This window comes from Collinsella sp. 4_8_47FAA (genome assembly GCF_000763055.1).
GTDB lineage: Bacteria > Actinomycetota > Coriobacteriia > Coriobacteriales > Coriobacteriaceae > Collinsella.
Window position 1 is genome coordinate 109,785 of sequence record NZ_KN214136.1, and the last position, 19,273, is coordinate 129,057.

Annotated in this window: 17 protein-coding genes and 1 other RNA gene; 15 read left to right on the top strand and 3 right to left on the bottom strand. The window is 60.7% G+C overall.

The genetic code is table 11. The features are described 5' to 3' along the window. The first annotated feature begins 111 nt into the window (after nt 1-111). Together rnpB and HMPREF9463_RS06850 are read left to right on the top strand one after the other, a co-directional pair. Nucleotides 112-473, top strand: an RNA gene (gene rnpB, locus HMPREF9463_RS10520) — RNase P RNA component class A. A gap of 311 nt (nt 474-784) precedes the next feature. Next, on the top strand, nt 785-1,423 hold the full coding sequence (locus HMPREF9463_RS06850) for a YigZ family protein (RefSeq protein WP_198019947.1): 639 nt from the start codon (nt 785-787) through the stop codon (nt 1,421-1,423). 68 nt (nt 1,424-1,491) lie between these two features. Here HMPREF9463_RS06850 and HMPREF9463_RS06855 read toward each other — a convergent pair whose 3' ends face one another. Next, entirely contained in the window at nt 1,492-1,938 is a 447-nt protein-coding gene (locus HMPREF9463_RS06855; RefSeq protein ID WP_035138334.1) for a C-GCAxxG-C-C family protein, read from the bottom strand. A gap of 230 nt (nt 1,939-2,168) precedes the next feature. On the opposite strand from HMPREF9463_RS06855, the gene HMPREF9463_RS06860 reads away from it, so the two are divergent. From HMPREF9463_RS06860 to HMPREF9463_RS06875, 4 genes are all read left to right on the top strand, one after another. Continuing rightward, nucleotides 2,169-3,452 (top strand): O-acetylhomoserine aminocarboxypropyltransferase/cysteine synthase family protein, encoded by a 1,284-nt coding sequence (locus HMPREF9463_RS06860; protein ID WP_035138013.1) that lies wholly within the window; start codon nt 2,169-2,171, stop codon nt 3,450-3,452. A 141-nt stretch (nt 3,453-3,593) separates the two neighbouring features. Then, nucleotides 3,594-4,898 carry an MFS transporter gene (locus tag HMPREF9463_RS06865; protein WP_035138014.1) on the top strand — a complete coding sequence of 435 codons (1,305 nt, stop codon included), beginning with the start codon at nt 3,594-3,596 and terminating at the stop codon, nt 4,896-4,898. Nucleotides 4,899-5,056: 158 nt separating this feature from the next. After that, nucleotides 5,057-5,635, top strand: coding sequence for a xanthine phosphoribosyltransferase (locus HMPREF9463_RS06870; RefSeq protein WP_035138016.1), 579 nt, complete (start codon nt 5,057-5,059; stop codon nt 5,633-5,635). 83 nt (nt 5,636-5,718) lie between these two features. After that, entirely contained in the window at nt 5,719-6,099 is a 381-nt protein-coding gene (locus tag HMPREF9463_RS06875) for a peptide chain release factor family protein (RefSeq protein ID WP_022095226.1), read from the top strand. Nucleotides 6,100-6,185: 86 nt separating this feature from the next. Here the strand turns inward: HMPREF9463_RS06875 and HMPREF9463_RS06880 are convergent, their stop codons facing one another. Then, nucleotides 6,186-7,148 carry a diacylglycerol/lipid kinase family protein gene (locus HMPREF9463_RS06880; protein ID WP_035138018.1) on the bottom strand — a complete coding sequence of 321 codons (963 nt, stop codon included), beginning with the start codon at nt 7,146-7,148 and terminating at the stop codon, nt 6,186-6,188. 87 nt (nt 7,149-7,235) lie between these two features. After that, nucleotides 7,236-8,657 carry a chloride channel protein gene (locus HMPREF9463_RS06885; RefSeq protein WP_198019949.1) on the bottom strand — a complete coding sequence of 474 codons (1,422 nt, stop codon included), beginning with the start codon at nt 8,655-8,657 and terminating at the stop codon, nt 7,236-7,238. A gap of 210 nt (nt 8,658-8,867) precedes the next feature. Between HMPREF9463_RS06885 and glp the strand changes: the two genes are divergently transcribed. The 9 genes from glp to selD all read left to right on the top strand — a co-directional run bounded on the left by glp (nt 8,868) and on the right by selD (nt 19,262). Continuing rightward, a complete protein-coding gene (gene glp, locus HMPREF9463_RS06890; protein WP_035138019.1) occupies nt 8,868-10,130 on the top strand; it encodes a molybdopterin molybdotransferase MoeA in 1,263 nt (420 codons plus the stop codon). Between the two features lie 10 nt (nt 10,131-10,140). Then, on the top strand, nt 10,141-10,620 hold the full coding sequence (locus tag HMPREF9463_RS06895) for a MogA/MoaB family molybdenum cofactor biosynthesis protein (RefSeq protein WP_035138021.1): 480 nt from the start codon (nt 10,141-10,143) through the stop codon (nt 10,618-10,620). Between the two features lie 203 nt (nt 10,621-10,823). After that, nucleotides 10,824-11,696 carry a molybdate ABC transporter substrate-binding protein gene (gene modA, locus HMPREF9463_RS06900; protein WP_035138023.1) on the top strand — a complete coding sequence of 291 codons (873 nt, stop codon included), beginning with the start codon at nt 10,824-10,826 and terminating at the stop codon, nt 11,694-11,696. 68 nt (nt 11,697-11,764) lie between these two features. Further along, complete coding sequence (gene modB, locus HMPREF9463_RS06905) at nt 11,765-13,207, top strand: molybdate ABC transporter permease subunit (RefSeq protein WP_232219771.1); 1,443 nt, start codon at nt 11,765-11,767, stop codon at nt 13,205-13,207. Between the two features lie 3 nt (nt 13,208-13,210). Further along, nucleotides 13,211-14,281: a sulfate/molybdate ABC transporter ATP-binding protein gene (locus HMPREF9463_RS06910; RefSeq protein WP_035138024.1), complete on the top strand. Its 1,071-nt coding sequence runs from the start codon at nt 13,211-13,213 to the stop codon at nt 14,279-14,281. A gap of 444 nt (nt 14,282-14,725) precedes the next feature. Beyond that, entirely contained in the window at nt 14,726-16,009 is a 1,284-nt protein-coding gene (locus HMPREF9463_RS06915; RefSeq protein WP_035138027.1) for a double-cubane-cluster-containing anaerobic reductase, read from the top strand. 154 nt (nt 16,010-16,163) lie between these two features. Beyond that, complete coding sequence (locus tag HMPREF9463_RS06920) at nt 16,164-17,327, top strand: double-cubane-cluster-containing anaerobic reductase (protein WP_035138028.1); 1,164 nt, start codon at nt 16,164-16,166, stop codon at nt 17,325-17,327. A gap of 50 nt (nt 17,328-17,377) precedes the next feature. Continuing rightward, nucleotides 17,378-18,142, top strand: a complete 765-nt coding sequence (locus HMPREF9463_RS06925; RefSeq protein ID WP_035138029.1) for an acyl-CoA dehydratase activase — start codon at nt 17,378-17,380, stop codon at nt 18,140-18,142. 70 nt (nt 18,143-18,212) lie between these two features. Further along, complete coding sequence (selD, locus tag HMPREF9463_RS06930; RefSeq protein ID WP_084591824.1) at nt 18,213-19,262, top strand: selenide, water dikinase SelD; 1,050 nt, start codon at nt 18,213-18,215, stop codon at nt 19,260-19,262. The last annotated feature ends 11 nt before the right edge of the window (nt 19,263-19,273 follow it).

Below are 19,273 nucleotides of genomic sequence, written 5' to 3' on the forward strand. Positions count from 1 at the left end.
TTGCCCATCGACAACCCTATTGTACTGCATGGCGTGGTTCTTGGTTTATCGTGTCGAACGCTTGTGTTGTGCCATTGCCTGCGGCAACGGTGTGCTACACTCTTGCACTGCTGAGTGGGCCAGACGGTCGCGCGATGTGCTGCTTGCAGCACGCGTGAGGAAAGTCCGGGCTCCAGAGGGCGGGATGCCGGCTAACGGCCGGGCGGAGTGATCCGACGGAAAGCGCCGCAGAAAAGAAGACTCCCACCTGCGCCGCAAGGCGTAAAGGGAAAAGCTGAAACGGTGGTGTAAGAGACCACCAGCGTCGTGGCAACACGGCGGCTTGGCAAGCCCCATCCGGAGCAAGCGCGAATAGGAACGCTATGGGCCGGCCCGGTCCGCGTTCGGGTAGCGTGCGTGGAGCTGCATGGTAACGTGCAGACAAGATAAATGACCGTTCACGACAGAACCCGGCTTATAGGCACACTCAGCTTTCTTGTCGACGCTGCGGCGGCGTCAGCTGGCCGATTTGGCGCTCATTCGTCGGTCGCCGCCATAAGGCGTGCTCCCTCCTCTTTCGGGCCAAATCGACTCAGCTGACGCCGTCTCGCTGTCTTTGCCTGATCATCGACAGCCTCATTTTTGTTGCAATCTCGACTTTCAAGGCACCTTGCTCGCGCTGACGGGTTCTCGCTGTTGGTGGCGGCATCATTGGCGTTTCCGCTCTTGTTGGCGAGGGCAACAGTGCTGTCTTTGCCGTATTATTGAGGCTGTTTGTTGCTGCGCTTTATTCTGTTGAGGGGCTTTGTTGGACAGCTATTTTACTCTGCAATCGAATATTGAGGTTTCGGGCGAGTTTTTGGACCGCAAGAGCCGGTTTATTGCCCAGCTGGTCCATATTGAGTCCGAGGACGAGGCGAATGCCTTTATCGAGATGGTTCGAAAGCGTCATTACGACGCTCGACATAATGTGCCCGCGTGGATTTTGGTCGATGGACGCGAGCGCCAGAGCGATGACGGTGAGCCGAGCCGCACGAGCGGTATGCCGACGCTCGAGGTGCTGCGCGGTGCGGGGCTCAAAAATGTTTGCTGCGTAGTGACGCGCTATTTTGGCGGCACGTTATTGGGGCCGGGTGGCTTGGTACGCGCCTATACCGCGGCGACGCAGGCGGCGGTGGCCGCGGCTCAGGAGGCCGGGCAGATCGTTGAGATGACAAGCGTCGTGCCGGTTGACGTGCATGTGGCCTATCCGCAGTATGAGCAGGTGCTTCGTTTGGCTCAGGATTCGGGTGCCAAGGTTTCGGATACCGATTACGCGGATGCCGTGACGATTCATTTGGTGTTTAAGGCGGGGGAGCAGGAGTCATTTTGCGTTAAGATGCGCGAGCTTATGGCGGGGCGCGAGGAGATTGAGGTCGGCGCTCCCGAATTTGCCGAGTTCTAACGGCGACGGCCGGCGTGCTTTTGGATGGATCCCAAGCGCGCCGGCCGTCGTTTTTCTGTTGCTGCCGTTTACTCGGCGAGCTGCTTTAGCACATCGCAGGCGATGGCGACGGCATCGTCGATGCAGCCGGGGCAGCTGCGGAGCGGACCCTTATCCGATCCGATGCCCTTGAGCGTGCCGCAGACGGTCGTCGTATTCTTCTCGCCAAAACGCTTGGCGATTTCGCGCGACAGCTTGTAGGTCTGGACTTTGGTCTTGGGGTTCTCCATGCCGTCGCTCATTACAAAGCCCATGATGGCAACAGCGCCCGAGATGGCGCCGCAGGTCTCGGTCATGCCACCCATGCCGGCGCCAAAGCCCTCGGTGAGGGTAAAGGCGGTCTGGGGGTCGAGCCCGACGGCAGGTGCGAGCGTGCAGGCAACGGCCTGTGCGCAGTTAAAGCCGCGGGCGTGGTATTCGGCAGCCTGAGCCTGGCAGGCGGCGGTGTCGAGCTGGGTGGTATCGATCTGCTTCATCGTTGTCTCCTTGGTCACGGTGTACCCGCCTATGGTACCCGTGACGGGGCATGTAATCATCGAGAGCTTCATGTATGCCTCATTTTTATCTATCGAGCAAATGCCCAAGGCTTGAGATAAATACCCCTAATCAATTTGTCCCATAACCCACCTTGAGGATGGGTTGAGAGGGGTGCAGGGTAGCGGTATCGTGAACCGAATAAAACGTAACCCAGGCAAGGGAGATAGATATGAGCGAGCAGACTATCGGTACTACATGTGTTCAGGGCGGCTATCACCCGGGAGATGCGGAGCCGCGCCAGGTGCCCATCTACCAGTCCACCACGTGGAAGTACGACACGTCCGAGCACATGGGCAAGCTTTTTGACCTGGAGGAGTCGGGCTACTTCTATAGCCGTCTGCAGAACCCCACGTGCGATCTGGTTGCCGCCAAGATCTGCGAGATGGAGGGCGGCACTGCCGCGATGCTCACGAGCTCGGGCATGGCCGCGAATTTCCTTGCGATCTTTAACGTGGCCGGTGCCGGCGATCACGTAGTCGCGAGCTCTGCCATCTATGGCGGCACGTACAACTTGCTCGCCCACACCATGGGCCGTATGGGGCTGACCTGCACGTTCGTTGCCCCCGACTGCACCGATGAGGAGTTGGAGGCAGCCTTCCAACCCAACACCAAGCTCGTCTTTGGCGAGACCATCGCCAACCCCGCCCTTGCCGTGCTCGATATTGAGCGCTTTGCCAAGGCCGCGCATGACCACGGCGTGCCGCTGATGGTCGACAACACCTTCCCGACGCCCGTGATGTGCCGCCCCTTTGAGTGGGGCGCCGACATCGTTACGCACTCCACCACCAAGTACATGGATGGACATGCTGCCTACCTGGGCGGCGTAATCGTCGACCACGGTCAGTTTGACTGGATGGCTCATGCGGACAAGTTCCCGGGTCTCACCACGCCCGACGAGAGCTACCACGGCGTGACGTATGCCGAGAAGTTCGGTCGCGAGGGCGCCTTCATTACCAAAGCAACCGCTCAGCTCATGCGCGACCTCGGCCCCATGCAGAACCCGCAGGCGGCGTTCTTCTTGAACAGCTCGCTCGAGAGCCTGCATGTGCGCATGCCGCGTCATTGCGAGAATGGCCTGGCCGTTGCCAAGTTCCTGCAGAGCCATCCCAAGGTGCGCTTCGTGAGCTATCCGGGTTTGGAGGGCGACAAGTACTATGACCTCGCTCAGAAGTACATGCCAAACGGTACCTGCGGCGTTGTGAGCTTTGGCTTTAATGGTGGTCGCGCGGCGGCCGAGACCTTTATGAAGAGCCTCAAGCTCGCCCAGATCGCCACGCATGTGGCCGACGCCCGCACCTGCTGCCTGCATCCCGCTAACGCTACGCACCGCCAGATGAACGATGAGGAGCTCATCGCCTGCGGCATCTCCGCCGACATGGTGCGCCTGTCGTGCGGCCTCGAGGACACGGCCGATCTGATTGCCGACCTTGAGCAGGCGCTCGAGCAGTGCTAGGCTAGCGTTCGCACAAGGCGCCGATGCTGGCAGAAAGCTTCGGTGGCCTTTCGTTCCGATTCCGTAGGCGGGACCCCAATTGCGACTGTTTACAGGCGATTGGGGCCCCGTTTTTGCGTTGCGCCACTCGAAAGGATGGATATGGAGAAAACTGCAGAGCAGCTGCGCCGCGAGCATATTGCCCTAGAGGGCGACACCCATGGCAAGAACAAATGGGCGATTCTATTTACCGTGCTCATCATGACGTTTATGGTGTGTTTGGATTCGACCGTCGTGACCGTGGCGCTGCCCGTGATGCAAAAGGAGCTGGGCGTGGGCCTCGATCGCATTCAGCTGGTGAGCTCGGTGTACCTGCTTGCGACATGCGTGGCTATGTTGCCGTTTGGCCGTCTGGGCGACGTGCGCGGCAAGGTGAATGTGTTCCAGCTGGGCGTCTTCGTCTTTTCGGTCGGTTCGCTGCTGTGCGGCCTTTCGTCCTCGCTCGAGGTTCTTATCCTGGCACGCATTGTTCAGGGTGTCGGTTGCGCGGCGGCCATGGCCAACAACATGGGTATCATCACCGAGTCGTTTCCGGCGCGCGAACGAGGCCGTGCCATGGGTATTCTCGCGACCTTCGTGGCCCTCGGCATGATGTGTGGCCCCGTGCTCGGTGGCATGCTGGTGGCAAGCTTTCCCTGGGAGAGCATCTTCCTCATCAACCTGCCCATTGGCGTCATCTCGTTTATCGTGGGGCTCTACACGTTGCCGCATGTTAAGCCGGAGGCCGGCGACCGTCCCATGTCCCTTGCCGAGGCCGCTCGTCGCTGCTTTGCAAATTCGGCCTTTACCATCAACCTTGCCTGCATGCTCATCGTGTTCGTTGGTATTGGCGCATCCGAGTTTATCCTGCCGTTCTATTTTCAGGACGCCCACGGCTTTGGTTCCGACATTTCCGGATTGCTGTTTTTGGCGCTGCCGATGGTGAATGCCTTTATCGGCCCGCTTTCGGGAACGGTTTCGGACCGTGTTGGCTGCGAGGGTCCTACGGCGGTTGGCCTGGGCGTGTACGTGTGCGGTCTCTTTGCGGTAAGCACGCTCGACGAGCACTCTTCTATCCCTGTGATCGTGTGCTGCGTCGCATTTATGTCGTGCGGTACGTCGATTTTCCAGAGCCCTAACAATTCGTTGTATATGGGCTCGGCTCCGCGCGAAGCACTCGGCTTCGCGGGCAGCCTGGGTAGCCTGGCGCGCTATGCGGGTATGGCACTCGGCATTACGGTGGCGTCGAATATCCTGTATGGGCAGATGAGCGTGGCGATGGGCGAGGCCGTGACTAGTTTTGTTGCAGGCCGTCCGGATGTGTTCCTGTTTGGTTTTCGCTCGGTGTTCTACGTGTTGATGGCTGTGGCCGCTGTGGGCTTTGCGCTTGCCATGGTGCGTTTGGTGAGGATACGCGTCCGCCATTAGCTTGTGGAAGCAGGCTTGCCACGAATCGGCTCATCTACTGGTCTTACGGCTTTATGGTGCGATGCGGCTTGTGGGACGGGCGGGGGTCGGTCCGTGGTAGACTATCGAACAACGTTTATTAATCGCGCGGTATCGTTGCCGCGAGAAGGGGTTGCGCCATGCAGGAGCTTGAGGATCGTATTCGCCATGACGGCATCGTAAAGGCCGGTAACGTCCTTAAGGTTGACGCCTTCCTCAACCACCAGTGCGACGTTGAGCTGTTCGACCATATGGGCGCCGAGTGGGCCCGTCTGTTCGAGGGTGTCGAGATCAACAAGATCCTGACGATCGAGGCTTCGGGCATTGGCATGGCTTGCATTGCGGCCCAGCATTTTGGCGGCGTGCCGGTGGTCTTTGCCAAGAAGGCACAGTCCATCAACCTCGACGGCGAGCAGTATGCCACGACCATCTACTCCTTTACCAAGCAGAAGGAGTACCCGGTTATCGTTGGCAAGCGCTTCCTGTCCGAGGGCGACAAGGTCCTGATTATCGACGACTTCCTGGCCAACGGCTGCGCGCTCGAGGGTCTTATCAAGATCTGTGAGGCTGCGGGTGCCGAGGTATCTGGTATTGGCATTGCGGTGGAGAAGGGCTTCCAAGGCGGTGGCGATAAGCTCCGCAAGCGCGGCTTCCGCGTCGAGAGCCTGGCCCGTATCGCCGATATGGACTGCGAGAACGGCGAGATCACCTTCGCCTAGGCTCGCAACACAAGCGATTGGTATGCGATGTGACAAAGGGACTGTCCCTTTGTCACATTTTTTGTATGAGGGGAGGTGTTGATATGGACGAGAACAAGATGGGATGGCGCGAGTATGCGCGCTATGCCGAGATGTCGGTCGAGGAGTTGGCGCGCGATTGCGAGGTGCAGGTGTTTCGCGCGACGGGTCCGGGCGGACAAGGCGTCAACACGACGGACTCGGCGGTGCGCATGAAGCATGGGCCCACGGGGATTACCGTGACGGCGCGCGAGAGCCGCAGTCAGTTCCAAAACCGTAGCAGCTGCCTGCGTAAGCTGCGCGCTGAGCTTGAGCGTCGCGGGCGTCCACCGCGCCGACGCGTAAAGACCAAGGTGCCTCAGCGCTCTCGCCAGCGCAGGCTCAATGACAAGCACTTCAACGCCATTAAAAAGGCCAACCGTCGCAAACCGGGCAGCGACGAATAGCCTCCCCATAAGTTGCGGTGAAATAGGGACTGTTTTGCGGCTTTAGCTGCATAAACAGTCCCTATTTCACCGCAACTTAGGGATGACTAGCGGGTGGGGTGCCAGATGTGGAGGGCGCCGGCAAGGATGTCGACCTCGATGCGCGAGGCGACAACGGGCTCGCCGTCGGCCTGGATGGGGTAGTCGGGCTCCTCAAAGGTGAGCTCGACATGGCGGCAGCGGCGCATGCGAACCGGCGGCAACTTGGTATGGTGGCCGTCCTTGGCCGAAAGAAACATAGGCAGGGCAACCGCGCGAGGGACGGGGCCGCAGGCGTAGCAGACGTCGAGTACGCCGTCGCAGGGGTCGGCATCGGGGCAGATGCGATAGCCCGAGCCATAGGTAGGACCCAGCTGAATCGCCATGATGATCGCCCTCACGCGCTCGGTGGGCGCCCCGTCAAAGCTGACCGTCATGGGGTAGTTGCGATAGCGCAGACCAAACTGCTCAAGTCCCGAGAGGGTGTAGAGCGGAGCGCCCGTCAAGCCGGTCTTTTTGCGTAGCTCGGTGGTGCCAAGGCCGATGGCGGCATCGATGCCGACCGAAAGCGTCTGGTCGTAGTACTCAACGGTAGCCTCGCCGCTGCCGCTCGCAGGGCTCCACGAGCGAATGCGTCCGATATCCTGGTACTGCAGCTCGTAGGTGAGCAGCGCGCCAAAATCTTTGCCGGAGAAATCTTCGATACCGAGCGTTTGGGCAAAATCGTTGCCGGAGCCCACGGGCAGGACGGCAAGGGCGGGGCGGGCGTCCTCCTCTTGCGTCATAAGCCCATTGACGACCTCGTGAATCACGCCGTCGCCGCCAAGGGCGATAACGGTGCGATAGCCCTGGGCCTGTGCGGCCAGCTCCTTGGCGTGTCCCATGCGCTCGGTTAGCACCAAGTCAAACTGGGATGCGCGTGCAGTCATGTCCAAAAAGCGTTGCAGGCGCTCGGCAACTTCGTGCGCCGCACCCGACTGGGCGGCTGGGTTGGCGATGATGAGCGTGCGGCCAAAATCAGTTGCGTGCATGGGGCGACTCCCGGCGTATGACGTGACGGTGCGGTCGCGCTCAGGTCGAATTGCCCCCGATTGTGGCTGCACGTCGAATACTTACGTCTACTCTATCAGGTCGTTGTGGCGCTCGATAGCATCCGCTACCGTACCGCCCTCATCCACAATAAGCGAACGGCGCTTGGGCGAGATGATGCGCTGGGCGGGGTACACGCCGCGGTGTCCGGCAGTTAGGTAGCTGATAAAGGCCACGATGACAAAGAACCCGGCTGCCGTGCCGTGGAACAGGTCGATGGCCATCATGCAGGTGGTGATGGGCACGTTGAGGCCGGCACAGAACACGCCGAGCATGCCGAGAGCCGCCAGAAAACTGGGGTCGATTCCGACGAGGCAACCGATCCAGCCGCCGAGCGCCGCACCGATACCAAACAGGGGCGTGACCTCGCCGCCTTGGAAGCCGGCGCCCAGGGTGAGCGCTGTGACGACCAACTTGATGGCTGCGTCCGCCAGGGTGGTGTTGCCGGCAAATCCGGCGCCGGAAAGCCACGTGGAAAGGCCGGCGTAGTTCCAGGCGTCGAGGAGGGCATAGGCAGCCAAAACCACGAGTGCGCCCACGAGTGCGCGAGTAAGGTAATTGGTGATAAAGCGACCGTACAGGCTCTTGACGGTTCGAACCGACCAGGCAAAGAGGCGTGCCGTCAAACCGAAGATAATGGCGCTGATAACAACGATGACAACCGTCCGTGGTGTCATGTTAGGAACGCTGGCGATGGCATTCGCTTCGTACTCAGTACCCAGGGCGAGTGATGTGAAGTAGCCGGTAAACGAGGCGACCAGGCAGTAGATGCCCGCGGTGTAGTCGATCTTGCCGATAAAGCACATCTCCATGCCAAAGAAAGCTCCGGCAAGGGGCGAACCGAATACGGCGCCAAAGGCCGACGAGATGCCGGCGAGCATGAGGTCGTGGTGGTCATGCTTTTTGAGGTGGGCGAGGCTCGAGATGTTGCTGGCGATGGTGCCGCCAATCTGTACCGCAGCTCCCTCGCGACCGGCCGATCCGCCCGTTAGGTGCGTGAGCGTGGAGCAGACGAAGGTGAGGACGGCCATGCGCATATGGATGAGGCGTGTGCCCAGAGCGGAGTCGATGACCAGGTTGTTACCGCGTTTGGCGGCAAGACCGTGGTTTTTGTACACCCATGCGGTGGCAACGCCCACAACGGGAAGCAAGGCGTAGACCCACACATGGTGCTCGCGATAGTCGGTCGCGATATTCAACGAGGCCAAAAACGCCCAAGCGGCAACGCCCATGGCGAGCGAGACGATGACGACGAGTACGAGCAACTTGGCGCTCGCGAGTAGGTTGCGGACGTTGCGGCGCGTGTCGGCAGCCAAGAGATGCTCGGAGCGGGTGAGCTGATGCCTGCCTGCCATGATGACGTCGTTCAGGGAGAAAAAGCCGCCGTCGTCGAGCGGCTGGGAATGATCCTGCGTTTCGTTTGCGCTTTCGGTTTTGTCGTTATGAGCCATACGTTCCTCTTTTAGGTTGCAACGCAAGCATTATAAAACGCGGTAAATGCGACGAGCCGGTGGGTTGGTTTCCATTCTGTTTCGCGGCCTGCAACCGACAGGTGTATTTGCGGGTACAGGCCGAGTCGCGGTCGTGCGTCGGGGGATTATACTGAGACAAGCATAAAGAATCGGCGCCCCTGTTGTGCGCCGTGGCATTAAGAGGTGCATATGGCAGAGAAACTCATTCCACTGGAGGACGCGCAGTCGATTGTTTTGTCGCACGTTGCTCCGACCGATCTCGTCGAGATTCCCGTGTGGCAGGCGGCTGGTTTTCCCTTGGCCGAGGACGCGGTGGCCGATATCGACATCTCGCCGTTTGCCAACAGCGCTATGGACGGATATGCCGTGCGCTCGGCGGACTTGGCGCAGGCATCTGGCGAGGCGCCGGTGACGCTCGACGTTATCGGACACGAGGCCGCGGGCCATGTGTTTGAGGGCGCAATCGGCGCGGGCGAGACGGTCCGCATCATGACGGGCGCGCCGGTACCCGAAGGTGCCGATGCCGTTGTGAAGTACGAGATCGTCGATGTGCTTGACGGTGACGGCAACGAGGGCTCGCGTGTGAGGTTCTCGGCGCCGGCCAAGGTGGGGGAGAACGTTCGCTCTGCCGCCGAGGAGGCCCATGCCGGCGATGTTGTGATGCATGCCGGCGAGGTCGTGGCTCCGGCGGGCGCGGGTCTGTTGGCAAGCGCCGGATATGCGAGCGTGAAGGTGCACGCTGCCCCACGTGTGGGCATTATCTCGCTGGGCACGGAACTGGTCGCACCGAGTAAGGTACCGGCGCGCGGTCAGATTCGCGATTCCAACTCTTCGGCGCTGATGGCCGAGGCACTCGATGCCGGCGCCGAGCCCGTGTTCTACGGCATTGCGCCCGATGATGAGCAGGCGATTGCCGAGCTGGTGCATCGTGCCGTGCAGGAGTGCGATTTTGTCATTACGAGCGGCGGTGCCTCGGCGGGCGACTACGACTATGTGACGGCACTGGTCCATCGCGAGGGCGAGGTGCTCTTCGACCGCATCTCGATGCGTCCGGGCAAGGCTATCACGTTTGGCTTGCTCGGGGGTAAGCCCTACCTGGGGCTTTCAGGCAATCCTGCCGCGGCGTATGTGGGCTTTGAGATGCTCGCCCGTCCGGCGATTCGCAAGATGCGCGGCTTTGCCGAGGGTGCGCGTCCCGTGCAGCAGGCGACGCTCACGCATAGCGTGAAAAAGCGACAGCATCGCCGCTTCTTCGATCGCGCCACGGTTTTGCGCGACCCCGAGACCGGTGAGTTGTTGGTGACCGAGGCCAAGACGCAGAATTCGGCGCTGCTTGGAACCATGCAGCGTGCGAACTGCCTGTTGCGTATTCACGAAGGACCGTGCGACCTTGCGGCGGGCGACGTCGTGGATGTCGTGCGTGTCGACCTGCCTGAGGGCACGGTGCTATAGGAGGAATGCTATGGAGTTGAAGATTTCGATTGTGACGTGCTCGGATACGCGCGATCTTGCCCAGGACGAGGCGGGTGCTGCGCTCGAGGAGCTTATCGTGGCACAGGGCTGGACGGTCGCCTCGCATGTGGTCGTGCGTGACGACGTCAGCGAGATCGGTGATGCCATTGCGGAAGCCGCCGATGAGTGCCACGCCAATGTCGTGCTCACCTGCGGCGGCACGGGGCTTTCGATGCGCGACGTAACACCCGAGGCGACGCGTGCCGTCTGTGACCGCGATGTGCCGGGTATTGCCGAGGCAATCCGTGCGTATTCGATGACCAAGACGCGCCGCGCTATGCTCTCGCGCGCTATTTGCATGCAACGAGGTCATACACTTGTCGTAAACTTTCCCGGTTCTACGAAGGCCGCCCGCGAAAGCTGGGAGGCCATAGCAGACCAGCTGGAGCATGCGGCTCAGATGACAGCGGGCGGCGGACATACCAACTAAGCGGTTTACCTGCGGCGGGGCGACCTGAACGGCTGCTCCGCCTTTGTTTTCCGCCGAAGCGACGCCGAGGTGCACGGTAATTCGAAACTATATTCTCTGACGAGAATAATTTCTCACTTTCATTATTCGCGCAGAAGTATAATCTGATTGCAGATTAAAGCCCGCGGTGGGGTACCCGGGCACAAGATCCGAAAGGGTTGAATATGTTCGATATGGTTTCACGCCGCGGATTCGTTTCGCTTTCTGCTGTCGCCGCTGCCGGCCTTGGTCTTGCCGGCTGTTCGGGCAGCAAGACGTCCGAGCCGGCCGGATCCGATGCCGGTTCTGCTAAGGCATCTTCCAAGAAAGCTGTCGAGCTGCAGGTCTTTGCCGCCAACTCGCTCGAGAAGGCTCTGCCGGAGGTTCAGGAGCTTTACACCGAGCAGACCGGCACCACGTTTGCCGACACGCAGTTTAAGGCGTCTGGCGACCTCGTCGAGCAGATGAAGGCCGGCGCTGCCGTCGACGTGCTCATCACCGCTTCCAAGGGCACCATGGATGACGCCGAGACCGCTGAGCTCGTCGATGCCGATACCCGCGAGGACATGTTCGTCAACGATCTCGTGATCATTCGCGCCGAGGGCTCCGACACCAAGGTCGAGGCCATCGCCGACGTCGCGAACCTGGACGGTAAGATCGCCATTGGCGACGCCAAGACCGTCCCCGCCGGCAAGTACGCCAACCAGGCGCTGGCTTCCGTGGGCCTCTACACCGGCACCGAGGGCGACGACGGCGAGTATGCGCCCGAGATCGCCGAAAAGGTGGCCCTGGCCGACAAAGTTGGTACCGCCGCCGCCTATGTGTCCACGGGCGACTGCGTGGCCGGCTTTGTCTACAGCTCCGATATCTTCCGCTACGACGGCATCGAGGAGGCCTTTGTGTGTCCCGAGGATTCGCACAAGCCCATCGTGTATCCGGGTGCCGTTGCCGAGAGCTCTGAGCACGCCGACGAAGCCAAGGCGTTCATCGACTTCTGTCTGTCCAACAGGAAGGCTCAGAAGATTTGGGCTAAGTACGGCTTTGAGCTTTCCGCGTAGTGCGGCTTGGCGCGATAATTCCATCGTTTTGTGTCTCACTCCGTCCTTATATTCGCTTGGAGCTTTTCGTGCTTAATAGATTCCGCATCCTTGTCGCCTGTGCTTTGACCTTCGCGCTTTGCTGGGTGCCGGGATTTGCGTTTGCTGGGGACGCTGAGGACGGGGCCCAGGTTGCTGCGACTGCTCATGGGCTTTCCTATGGGATCGAGGGTTTTGAGCGGTTGGCCAAGGGGACCGCTCGTGCCATGGAGGGCCAGCCTGAGGGCTACCGGTTTCCCGTTGACGAGGACGTGGACCTTGTAGTGGCGCCTGCTGCCGATCGCGTTGTGGTGTGGATATCGCCCAAGGCGATCGAGAGGTATGGATTGGATCCGCAGAACAACGAGTGCGTATCGGGTCTCAAGGCCCTCGTCTGTGAGCTCGACAGCGCAAACTGTATGGGAGGTGCGCAGCTAGGGGACGTGGATCTTCCTTGGTATGTCACGGCGGAAACAACGTTTGATGCCGGCGGGTATACCTATGGCTTTGACGAGCGCGGTGCGGATGGGGGCCGCTATGTGGTGATTGCATCAGCCTCGGGTGATGCCAAAGGCGGCGCGCGTTGGCTTGATAGCGCTCAAATGGTAGAAGCATCGTCTGTCGTGTTGCGGGATGAGCAGGGGCCCTTGACCTCTCTGGCCTCCTTATTGGGCGGCATCGACTACCGACCGTTTTGGGTGTCCATTAAAACGAGCGGCCTTGCCCTGCTGATCTCCTTTGCGCTGGGCCTGTTTGCCGCGTGGAAGACCATGGGCACCTCGAGTCGCATCAAGGGCCTGCTCGACTCGGTCTTTACCATCCCCATGGTGTTGCCGCCCACGGTCTGCGGCTTTCTGCTCCTTATGCTGTTTGGCCGCTCGACCGGGGTGGGCCAGTGGCTTATCGCGCACGGCGTCTCGATTGTCTTTACGTGGCCGGCGGCGGTGATCTCTGCCGTGGTGGTATCGTTTCCCCTGGTCTACCGTACGGCGCTCGGCGCCTTTGAGAGCCTCGACACGCAAATGCTCGATGCGGCGCGCACGCTGGGCTGGTCCGAGCGACGCATCTTCACCAAACTCATGATGCCGCTCGGCTGGCCCTCGATTGCCGCCGGCACGGTGCTCGCCTTTGCCCGCGCCATGGGCGAGTTTGGCTGCACCCTGTTCTTTGCGGGCAACTATGCCGGTATTACGCAGACCATTCCCATTGCGATTTACTTTGAATGGATGGGCGGCAATACGTCGGTGGCCCTCTTTTGGGTCGTGGTCGTAATAGCGTTCAGCTTCCTAGTCATCCTGTTCATCAACATGTACACGGCGCATTCGCAAAAATACCGCGAGCGTGGCCTTTCCCGTGCGGAACGTAAGCAGGCCAAAGATCTCGCCGGACAGGGCGATTCACTCGACCCGGCGGGCGGTGATGCCTTGCGTATCGATCGCGAGGCACTGGCCGAGCTCATGCGCGATGAGCCCGCTATGCAGGGAGGTCGATAGGCCATGTCACTCGTTCTAGACATAAAAAAGCGCTATCCGGGGTTTATGCTCGATATGCAGCTTGAGGCCGGCGAGGATCGTGTGGCGCTGCTTGGTGCCTCGGGCTGCGGCAAGAGCTGCACGCTGCGCTGCATTGCCGGCGTGGAGACGCCCGACGAGGGCAAGATCGTCGTCAACGGCGTGACCTTTTTTGACTCGGCGGCTGGCATCAACCTGTCACCCCAGGAGCGAAAATGCGCCCTGTTGTTTCAAAACTATCAGCTGTTTCCCAACATGACGGTGGCCGATAACGTATGCGCCGGTGTAAAGGATGCTGGCGACGCCGCCGCGCGCAAAAAGCTCGCCGAGCGCTATTTGGGCATTTTCGGTCTGGCCGATTTTGTCGATCGCTACCCCGCGCGACTCTCGGGCGGGCAGCAGCAACGCGTGGCGCTTGCCCGTATGGTGGCGGCGCATCCGGGCATTTTTATGTTCGACGAGCCCATGAGCGCGCTCGATGCGTATCTCAAGAGCGCGCTTGAGCAAAACATGCTCGACCTGTTCGATGTATGCAACCGCACCGTGCTCTACGTGAGCCACGACATCGACGAAGCGTGCCGCCTGTGCCAGCGCATCTGCGTGATGCACGACGGGCATGTTGAGGAGATCGGCTCCGTCGAGGACGTGGTCCGCCGTCCGCAGACGCTGGCGGCGCTGCGCCTGACGGACTGCAAGAACACAAGCCGGGCGCGCAAGATCGGCGACGAAGAAGTTGAGGCCCTCGACTGGGGCATGACCTTTAACGTGGGTCGCGAGGTTCCCGATAATGCAGCGTACCTGGGCATTCGCGCAAGCTACTTCCATGTTGACAATCGCGCGGAGCGGGGACGCAACAGCTATGATTTGCACGTGGCCCGTGTGAGCGATTCGCGCTTTGAGCGGCTGGTGCTGCTGGACGTGCCGCGTGCTGATGCGCCCACGCGTCTGCAGTGGAAGGTGAATAAGGTGAGTGTACCCGTGGAAGAGCTGCCGCAGGCGGGTGAGACTCTGCGCATGCATTTTGATGCAAGCAGGATTCATCTCGTTTGCCGATAATGCGGGGGCGATGCGGTCGAGGAGGTAGTCCTCGACCGCTTTGTTTTCACTTCGCCGTTCGCCGATTTCTACATGACTAAACCTTATCAGTCTGATAATTAATTATCAGATAGTGAGATGCTCACATCCCGACGCTGTCGTACGCATGTCGGCGGTGTTCGTCTGGACGACAACCGTTGATATAGTTACCTTCGACGAGAAAAGGAGGGCGCGCTGATGCCGCAGAAGACATATTCGCGTCGCGTTGCGGCGCGCGCCCTGTATATGGCTCGGAGCCGCATATGAGCAGGTATGTTCACGGCTCCGGGAGAGACGACGCACAACTAAATAATCAGCTGCAAAGCAGGTTCCCCAAAATTCCGGGTTTAGGCACGGCTGGGTTTTCGCCGCCCACCGTGCAGCAATACCGTAGTTATCCGTATTTGGTTCGAGAGGGGAACCGTCATGGCTGAAGAATTCGATTTCCATCCGATGTGGGAGAGCCTCGGCATGAATCTTGCCGATCACGACATGCTGCTGGGCGCTGTGGGCCAGATGTACGGCGATATGTTCCTGACGCAGAACAATCGCCCCAAGTCCACGTCCTACCTGGATTTTGTCGCCACCAACATCCACAGCGGCCGTATTAAGGAGATGCTCGACAAGAAGGAGGCCGGCGAGGCCACCAAGATCGTCGGTTCGTTCTGTGTGTACGTGCCCGAGGAGATCGTGCTTGCCTGCGATGGCATCCCCGTTGGCCTGTGCTCGGGTGCCGACTGGGCGACCGACAAGGTCGAGGAGCATCTGCCGCGCAACACCTGCCCGCTCATCAAGAGCTTTGCCGGCTTTAAGCTGGGCGAGGTCTGCCCCTACATTGAGTCGAGTGATCTGGTGGTGGGCGAGAACACCTGCGATGGCAAGAAGAAGGCCTACGAGTTCTTTGCCACGCAAAAGAACATGTACGTCATGGATATTCCCAACGTGCATGACGAGTCGACGTTCGTGACCTGGAAGGCCGAGGTTAAAAAGCTTGCCGCCAAGATTGAGGAAGAGTGCGGCGTCAAGATTACGCCCGAGCGCCTGAAGGCTGCCATCCACGCCGTCAACGAGAAGCGTCGCGCCCTGCAGCGCCTCGCTGCCACGCGCGCTGCCGATCCGGCGCCCATCAGCGGTCTCGACAGCCTGCTGACCGTTCAGGCCGCCTTTATGGACGACACGCCGCGTCTGACCGGAGCCATCAACGAGATGGCCGCCGAGTGCGAGCAGCGCGTTGAGGCCGGCGAGGGCGTGGCGCCCAAGGGGACCAAGCGCATCCTGTACACCGGCACGCCCATGGCCGTGCCCAACTGGAAGCTGTTCAACCTCATCGAGAAGGCCGGCGGCGTTGTGGTAGGCGAGGAGTCCTGCACGGGCTCGCGCTACTACAAGGACCTGGTCGACGAGTCCGGTGAGACGGTCGACGAGATGCTCGACGCCATCGCCGAGCGCTACTTTAAGATTAACTGCGCCGTCTTTACGCCCAACGATCAACGTATGAAGGACATTGTCCAGATGGCCAAGGACTTGCATGCCGACGGCATCGTCGACGTGGCCCTGCAGTTCTGCACGCTCTACGAGATGGAGTCGTTTGCCGTGGAGAAGGCTGCCGAGGAGGCCGGCATTCCGTTTATGCACATCACGACCGACTACGCCGGCGAGGATGCAGGCCAACTGCAAACCAGGATTGAGGCTTTCTTGGAAACCATTTAGGGGTATCCGTCCCGGCGGCTTCCCCAGGCACCCGATCTTGCCGTTCAAACCATCGTTTGCGTACCAAAGTACGCGGCGCTTCTCTTTCACGGCAACCTCGGGCACCTGGGAAAGCCGTTTCCTTGGTTGGTCAAAAGGTTTGTTAAGGAGTTATATGCCGGAAAATATTGAACAGCCGTTGCCGTCCACGTTTGAGGAGTTCAACGAGCAGCGCAAGGCGGCGTTTATTCGTGTCAAGGATTACAAGCAGGCGGGCAATCGTCTGGTCGGCTTTTTGTGCAGCTATACGCCGCTCGAGATTATCGATGCCGCGGGCGCCTCGAGCGTGGCCCTTTGCGGTACGTCCGATGAGGTGATTCCCGAGGGCGAGAAGGTGCTGCCGGCAAATCTGTGTCCGCTCATCAAGTCGACGTATGGTTTTGCCTATTCGCAAAAGTGCCCGTTTACGTACTTTAGCGACATGATCATCGGTGAGACCACCTGCGACGGCAAGAAGAAGATGTACGAGCTACTCAACGAGCTCAAGCGCACGCACATTCTGCATCTTCCGCAGGGTCGCGATCGCGCCTACGAGCGTGAAGGCTGGTACGAGGAGTGCTGCCTGCTCAAGGAGGAGCTCGAGAACTTCTACGGCATCACGATTACCGACGATGACCTGCGCGCTGCCGTCCGTCGTCGCAACCGCTTGCGTGCGGCCCAGCTCGAGATGTTTGCGCTGCAGGCCAACCAGCCGGCGGCCATGAGCGGCGTCGACCTGATGAGCACCATGTTTGCCGGCACGTTCAGCTTTGATATCGAGGCCTATGCGCAGCAGCTGGAGCAAAAGATTGTCAAGCTGCGCGAGGCCTACGACGCGGGCGAGCGCCCGGTCGCGGCGGACGCCAAGCGCATTCTGATCACCGGTTGCCCGGTGGGCGGTGTGATCAACAAGATCGGCCGCACCATCGAGTCCAACGGCGGCGTGGTCGTGTGCATGGACGACTGCTCGGGTGAGCGCACGGCGGCTATGATGATCGACCCGGACGCGCCCGACATTCTGCGCGCCATCGCCGACCGCTACCTGGATATCAACTGCTCGGTCATGACGCCTAACGACGGCCGCATGGAGAACACACTGACCATGTGCGAGAAGTACCATGTCGATGGCGTGGTAGAGAGCGTGCTACAGGCCTGCCACACCTTCAACGTTGAGAGCGCGCGCATGCAGGAGGCCGTCGAGGGTGCGGGTATTCCGTATATGAAGATCGAGACCGACTACAGCAACGGTGACATGGGCCAGATCGAGACGCGCATCGCCGCCTTCATCGAAACCCTGTAGGACAAATGCGGCAAAGGGATAGTTGCTTTGCCGCATAGAAGGAGGATGCCGTGGTTGGCATTGGTATCGACATAGGCTCGACGGCCGCGAAGGCTGCAGTGGTGGAGACGGACGGCGCCATTGCGTGGACCTGCGTCATGCCGACGGGGTATTCGTCGGTCGATGCGGCCGAGCGCTTGCGCGGCGAGCTCGCTTCAGCCGACTATGACGTGGCTGCCGACGACGTGCGCGTGATCGCGACCGGCTACGGCCGTGTCGCCGTGCCCTATGCGCACAAGGTCGTGACCGAGATCACCTGCCACGGCACCGGTGCCGTGCGCCTGTTTGGCGATCACGGCACGGTGATTGACGTGGGCGGCCAGGACACCAAGGTCATTCAGCTTAAAAGTGGCCGCGTGGCCAAGTTCGCCATGAACGACAAGTGCGCTGCCGGTACGGGGCGCTTTTTGGAGATCATGGCCGACCGTCTGGGTATTTCCCAACAGCAGATGGCCGACCTTGCGCGTTCCGGTGAGCCCACCAAGATCAGCAGCATGTGCACGGTGTTTGCCGAAAGCGAGGTCATCAGCCTGATCGGTCGCGGTGAGCCGCGCGAGAACATTGCGCGTGGCGTGATCGACAGCGTGGTCTCGCGCGTGGCGACCATGGCCGGGCAGGCCGCTGGCGCCCCGTACTACCTGACCGGTGGCCTGTGCGAGAACGCCTTCGTGGTGGAGCGGTTGGGCGAGCTACTGGGGTTGCCGGTGACCACCTCGCCTCAGGCTCGCTTTGCCGGAGCGATTGGCGCGGCGATTCGCGCACAGGCGCTCAATTAATGCATCCGCCGCTGGCTCGCATTCATGCGTATACTGGGAGAAAATGATTGACCGATGAGAGGAGGTATCGATGGCTGACGATCAGATTAGGCTCACGTCCATGACGGCCGCGAGCGGTTGAGCCGCTAAGTTGGCTCCCGGAGCCCTCGCCCAGGTCCTGGGCGATTTGCCAAATGTGCCCAACGACAATCTGCTCGTGGGGTTCGATACCTCCGACGATGCGAGTGTCTTCCGCGTAGGGGAGAACCTGGGGCTTGTGCAGTCCATCGACTTCTTCCCGCCGATGGTCGACGATCCGTTTCTGTTTGGCCAGATCGCTGCGGCCAACTCGCTGTCGGACATCTACGCCATGGGCGGGCGGCCGAGCCATGCCATGAACCTGCTGTGCATTCCGAGCTGCCTGGGCGTCGAGGTCGCCGGCCAGATTCTGGCGGGTGGCGCCGACAAGTGCGTCGAGGCCGGTTGCTCTATCGCGGGCGGCCATACCATCAACGACGACGAGCCCAAGTACGGTCTGTCCGTGAGCGGGTTTGTCGCGCTCGACCGCATGCTCGCCAACAGCGGCGCGCGCGTGGGCGATGCGTTGCTGCTGACCAAGGCGGTTGGCTCGGGCATCATCACCACGGCCATTAAGGGCGAGCTCATCGAGCAGGACGAGGCCGCAGCCATGTTTGACTCGATGCGCACCCTCAACGAGGCTCCGATTCGTCTGGCCGAGGGACTTGAGCTTCACGGCTGCACCGACATCACGGGCTTTGGCCTGATCGGGCATGCGTGCGAGATGGCCGAGGGCTCGGGCGTGCAGATTGAGCTTGCGTCGGGGGCGGTGCCGCTCTTTGACCAGGTGCTCGACATGGCGCGTCTGGGCATTATTCCCGCGGGCTCCTACCGCAACCAGGACTTCTTTGGCCCGCGCGTGGCTGCCGACGAAGACCTGGAGCCGGGCATGTTGGATTCGCTGTACGATCCGCAGACGTCTGGTGGCCTGCTCATCGCGGCACCTGCTGCCGATGTGGATGAGCTTGCGCGCCGTCTGCATGCCGAAGGACGTATTGCCGCCGTCGTCGGTCGCGTGTGCGAGCCGGTGCCAGGCGGTCCTGCCGTCCACGTTGTTCGCTAGCCCGCACGTTT

What these genes read in the sequence shown, in the direction of transcription:
- HMPREF9463_RS06895 (WP_035138021.1), top strand. Translation starts at nt 10,141, where the DNA reads ATGGAGTTGAAGATTTCGATTGTGACGTGCTCGGATACGCGCGATCTT.
- HMPREF9463_RS06865 (WP_035138014.1), top strand. Translation starts at nt 3,594, where the DNA reads ATGGAGAAAACTGCAGAGCAGCTGCGCCGCGAGCATATTGCCCTAGAG.
- HMPREF9463_RS06870 (WP_035138016.1), top strand. Translation starts at nt 5,057, where the DNA reads ATGCAGGAGCTTGAGGATCGTATTCGCCATGACGGCATCGTAAAGGCC.
- HMPREF9463_RS06915 (WP_035138027.1), top strand. Translation starts at nt 14,726, where the DNA reads ATGGCTGAAGAATTCGATTTCCATCCGATGTGGGAGAGCCTCGGCATG.
- HMPREF9463_RS06910 (WP_035138024.1), top strand. Translation starts at nt 13,211, where the DNA reads ATGTCACTCGTTCTAGACATAAAAAAGCGCTATCCGGGGTTTATGCTC.
- HMPREF9463_RS06885 (WP_198019949.1), bottom strand. Translation starts at nt 8,657, where the DNA reads ATGGCTCATAACGACAAAACCGAAAGCGCAAACGAAACGCAGGATCAT.
- HMPREF9463_RS06880 (WP_035138018.1), bottom strand. Translation starts at nt 7,148, where the DNA reads ATGCACGCAACTGATTTTGGCCGCACGCTCATCATCGCCAACCCAGCC.
- HMPREF9463_RS06860 (WP_035138013.1), top strand. Translation starts at nt 2,169, where the DNA reads ATGAGCGAGCAGACTATCGGTACTACATGTGTTCAGGGCGGCTATCAC.
- glp (WP_035138019.1), top strand. Translation starts at nt 8,868, where the DNA reads ATGGCAGAGAAACTCATTCCACTGGAGGACGCGCAGTCGATTGTTTTG.
- HMPREF9463_RS06875 (WP_022095226.1), top strand. Translation starts at nt 5,719, where the DNA reads ATGGACGAGAACAAGATGGGATGGCGCGAGTATGCGCGCTATGCCGAG.
- HMPREF9463_RS06920 (WP_035138028.1), top strand. Translation starts at nt 16,164, where the DNA reads ATGCCGGAAAATATTGAACAGCCGTTGCCGTCCACGTTTGAGGAGTTC.
- HMPREF9463_RS06855 (WP_035138334.1), bottom strand. Translation starts at nt 1,938, where the DNA reads ATGAAGCAGATCGATACCACCCAGCTCGACACCGCCGCCTGCCAGGCT.
- modA (WP_035138023.1), top strand. Translation starts at nt 10,824, where the DNA reads ATGTTCGATATGGTTTCACGCCGCGGATTCGTTTCGCTTTCTGCTGTC.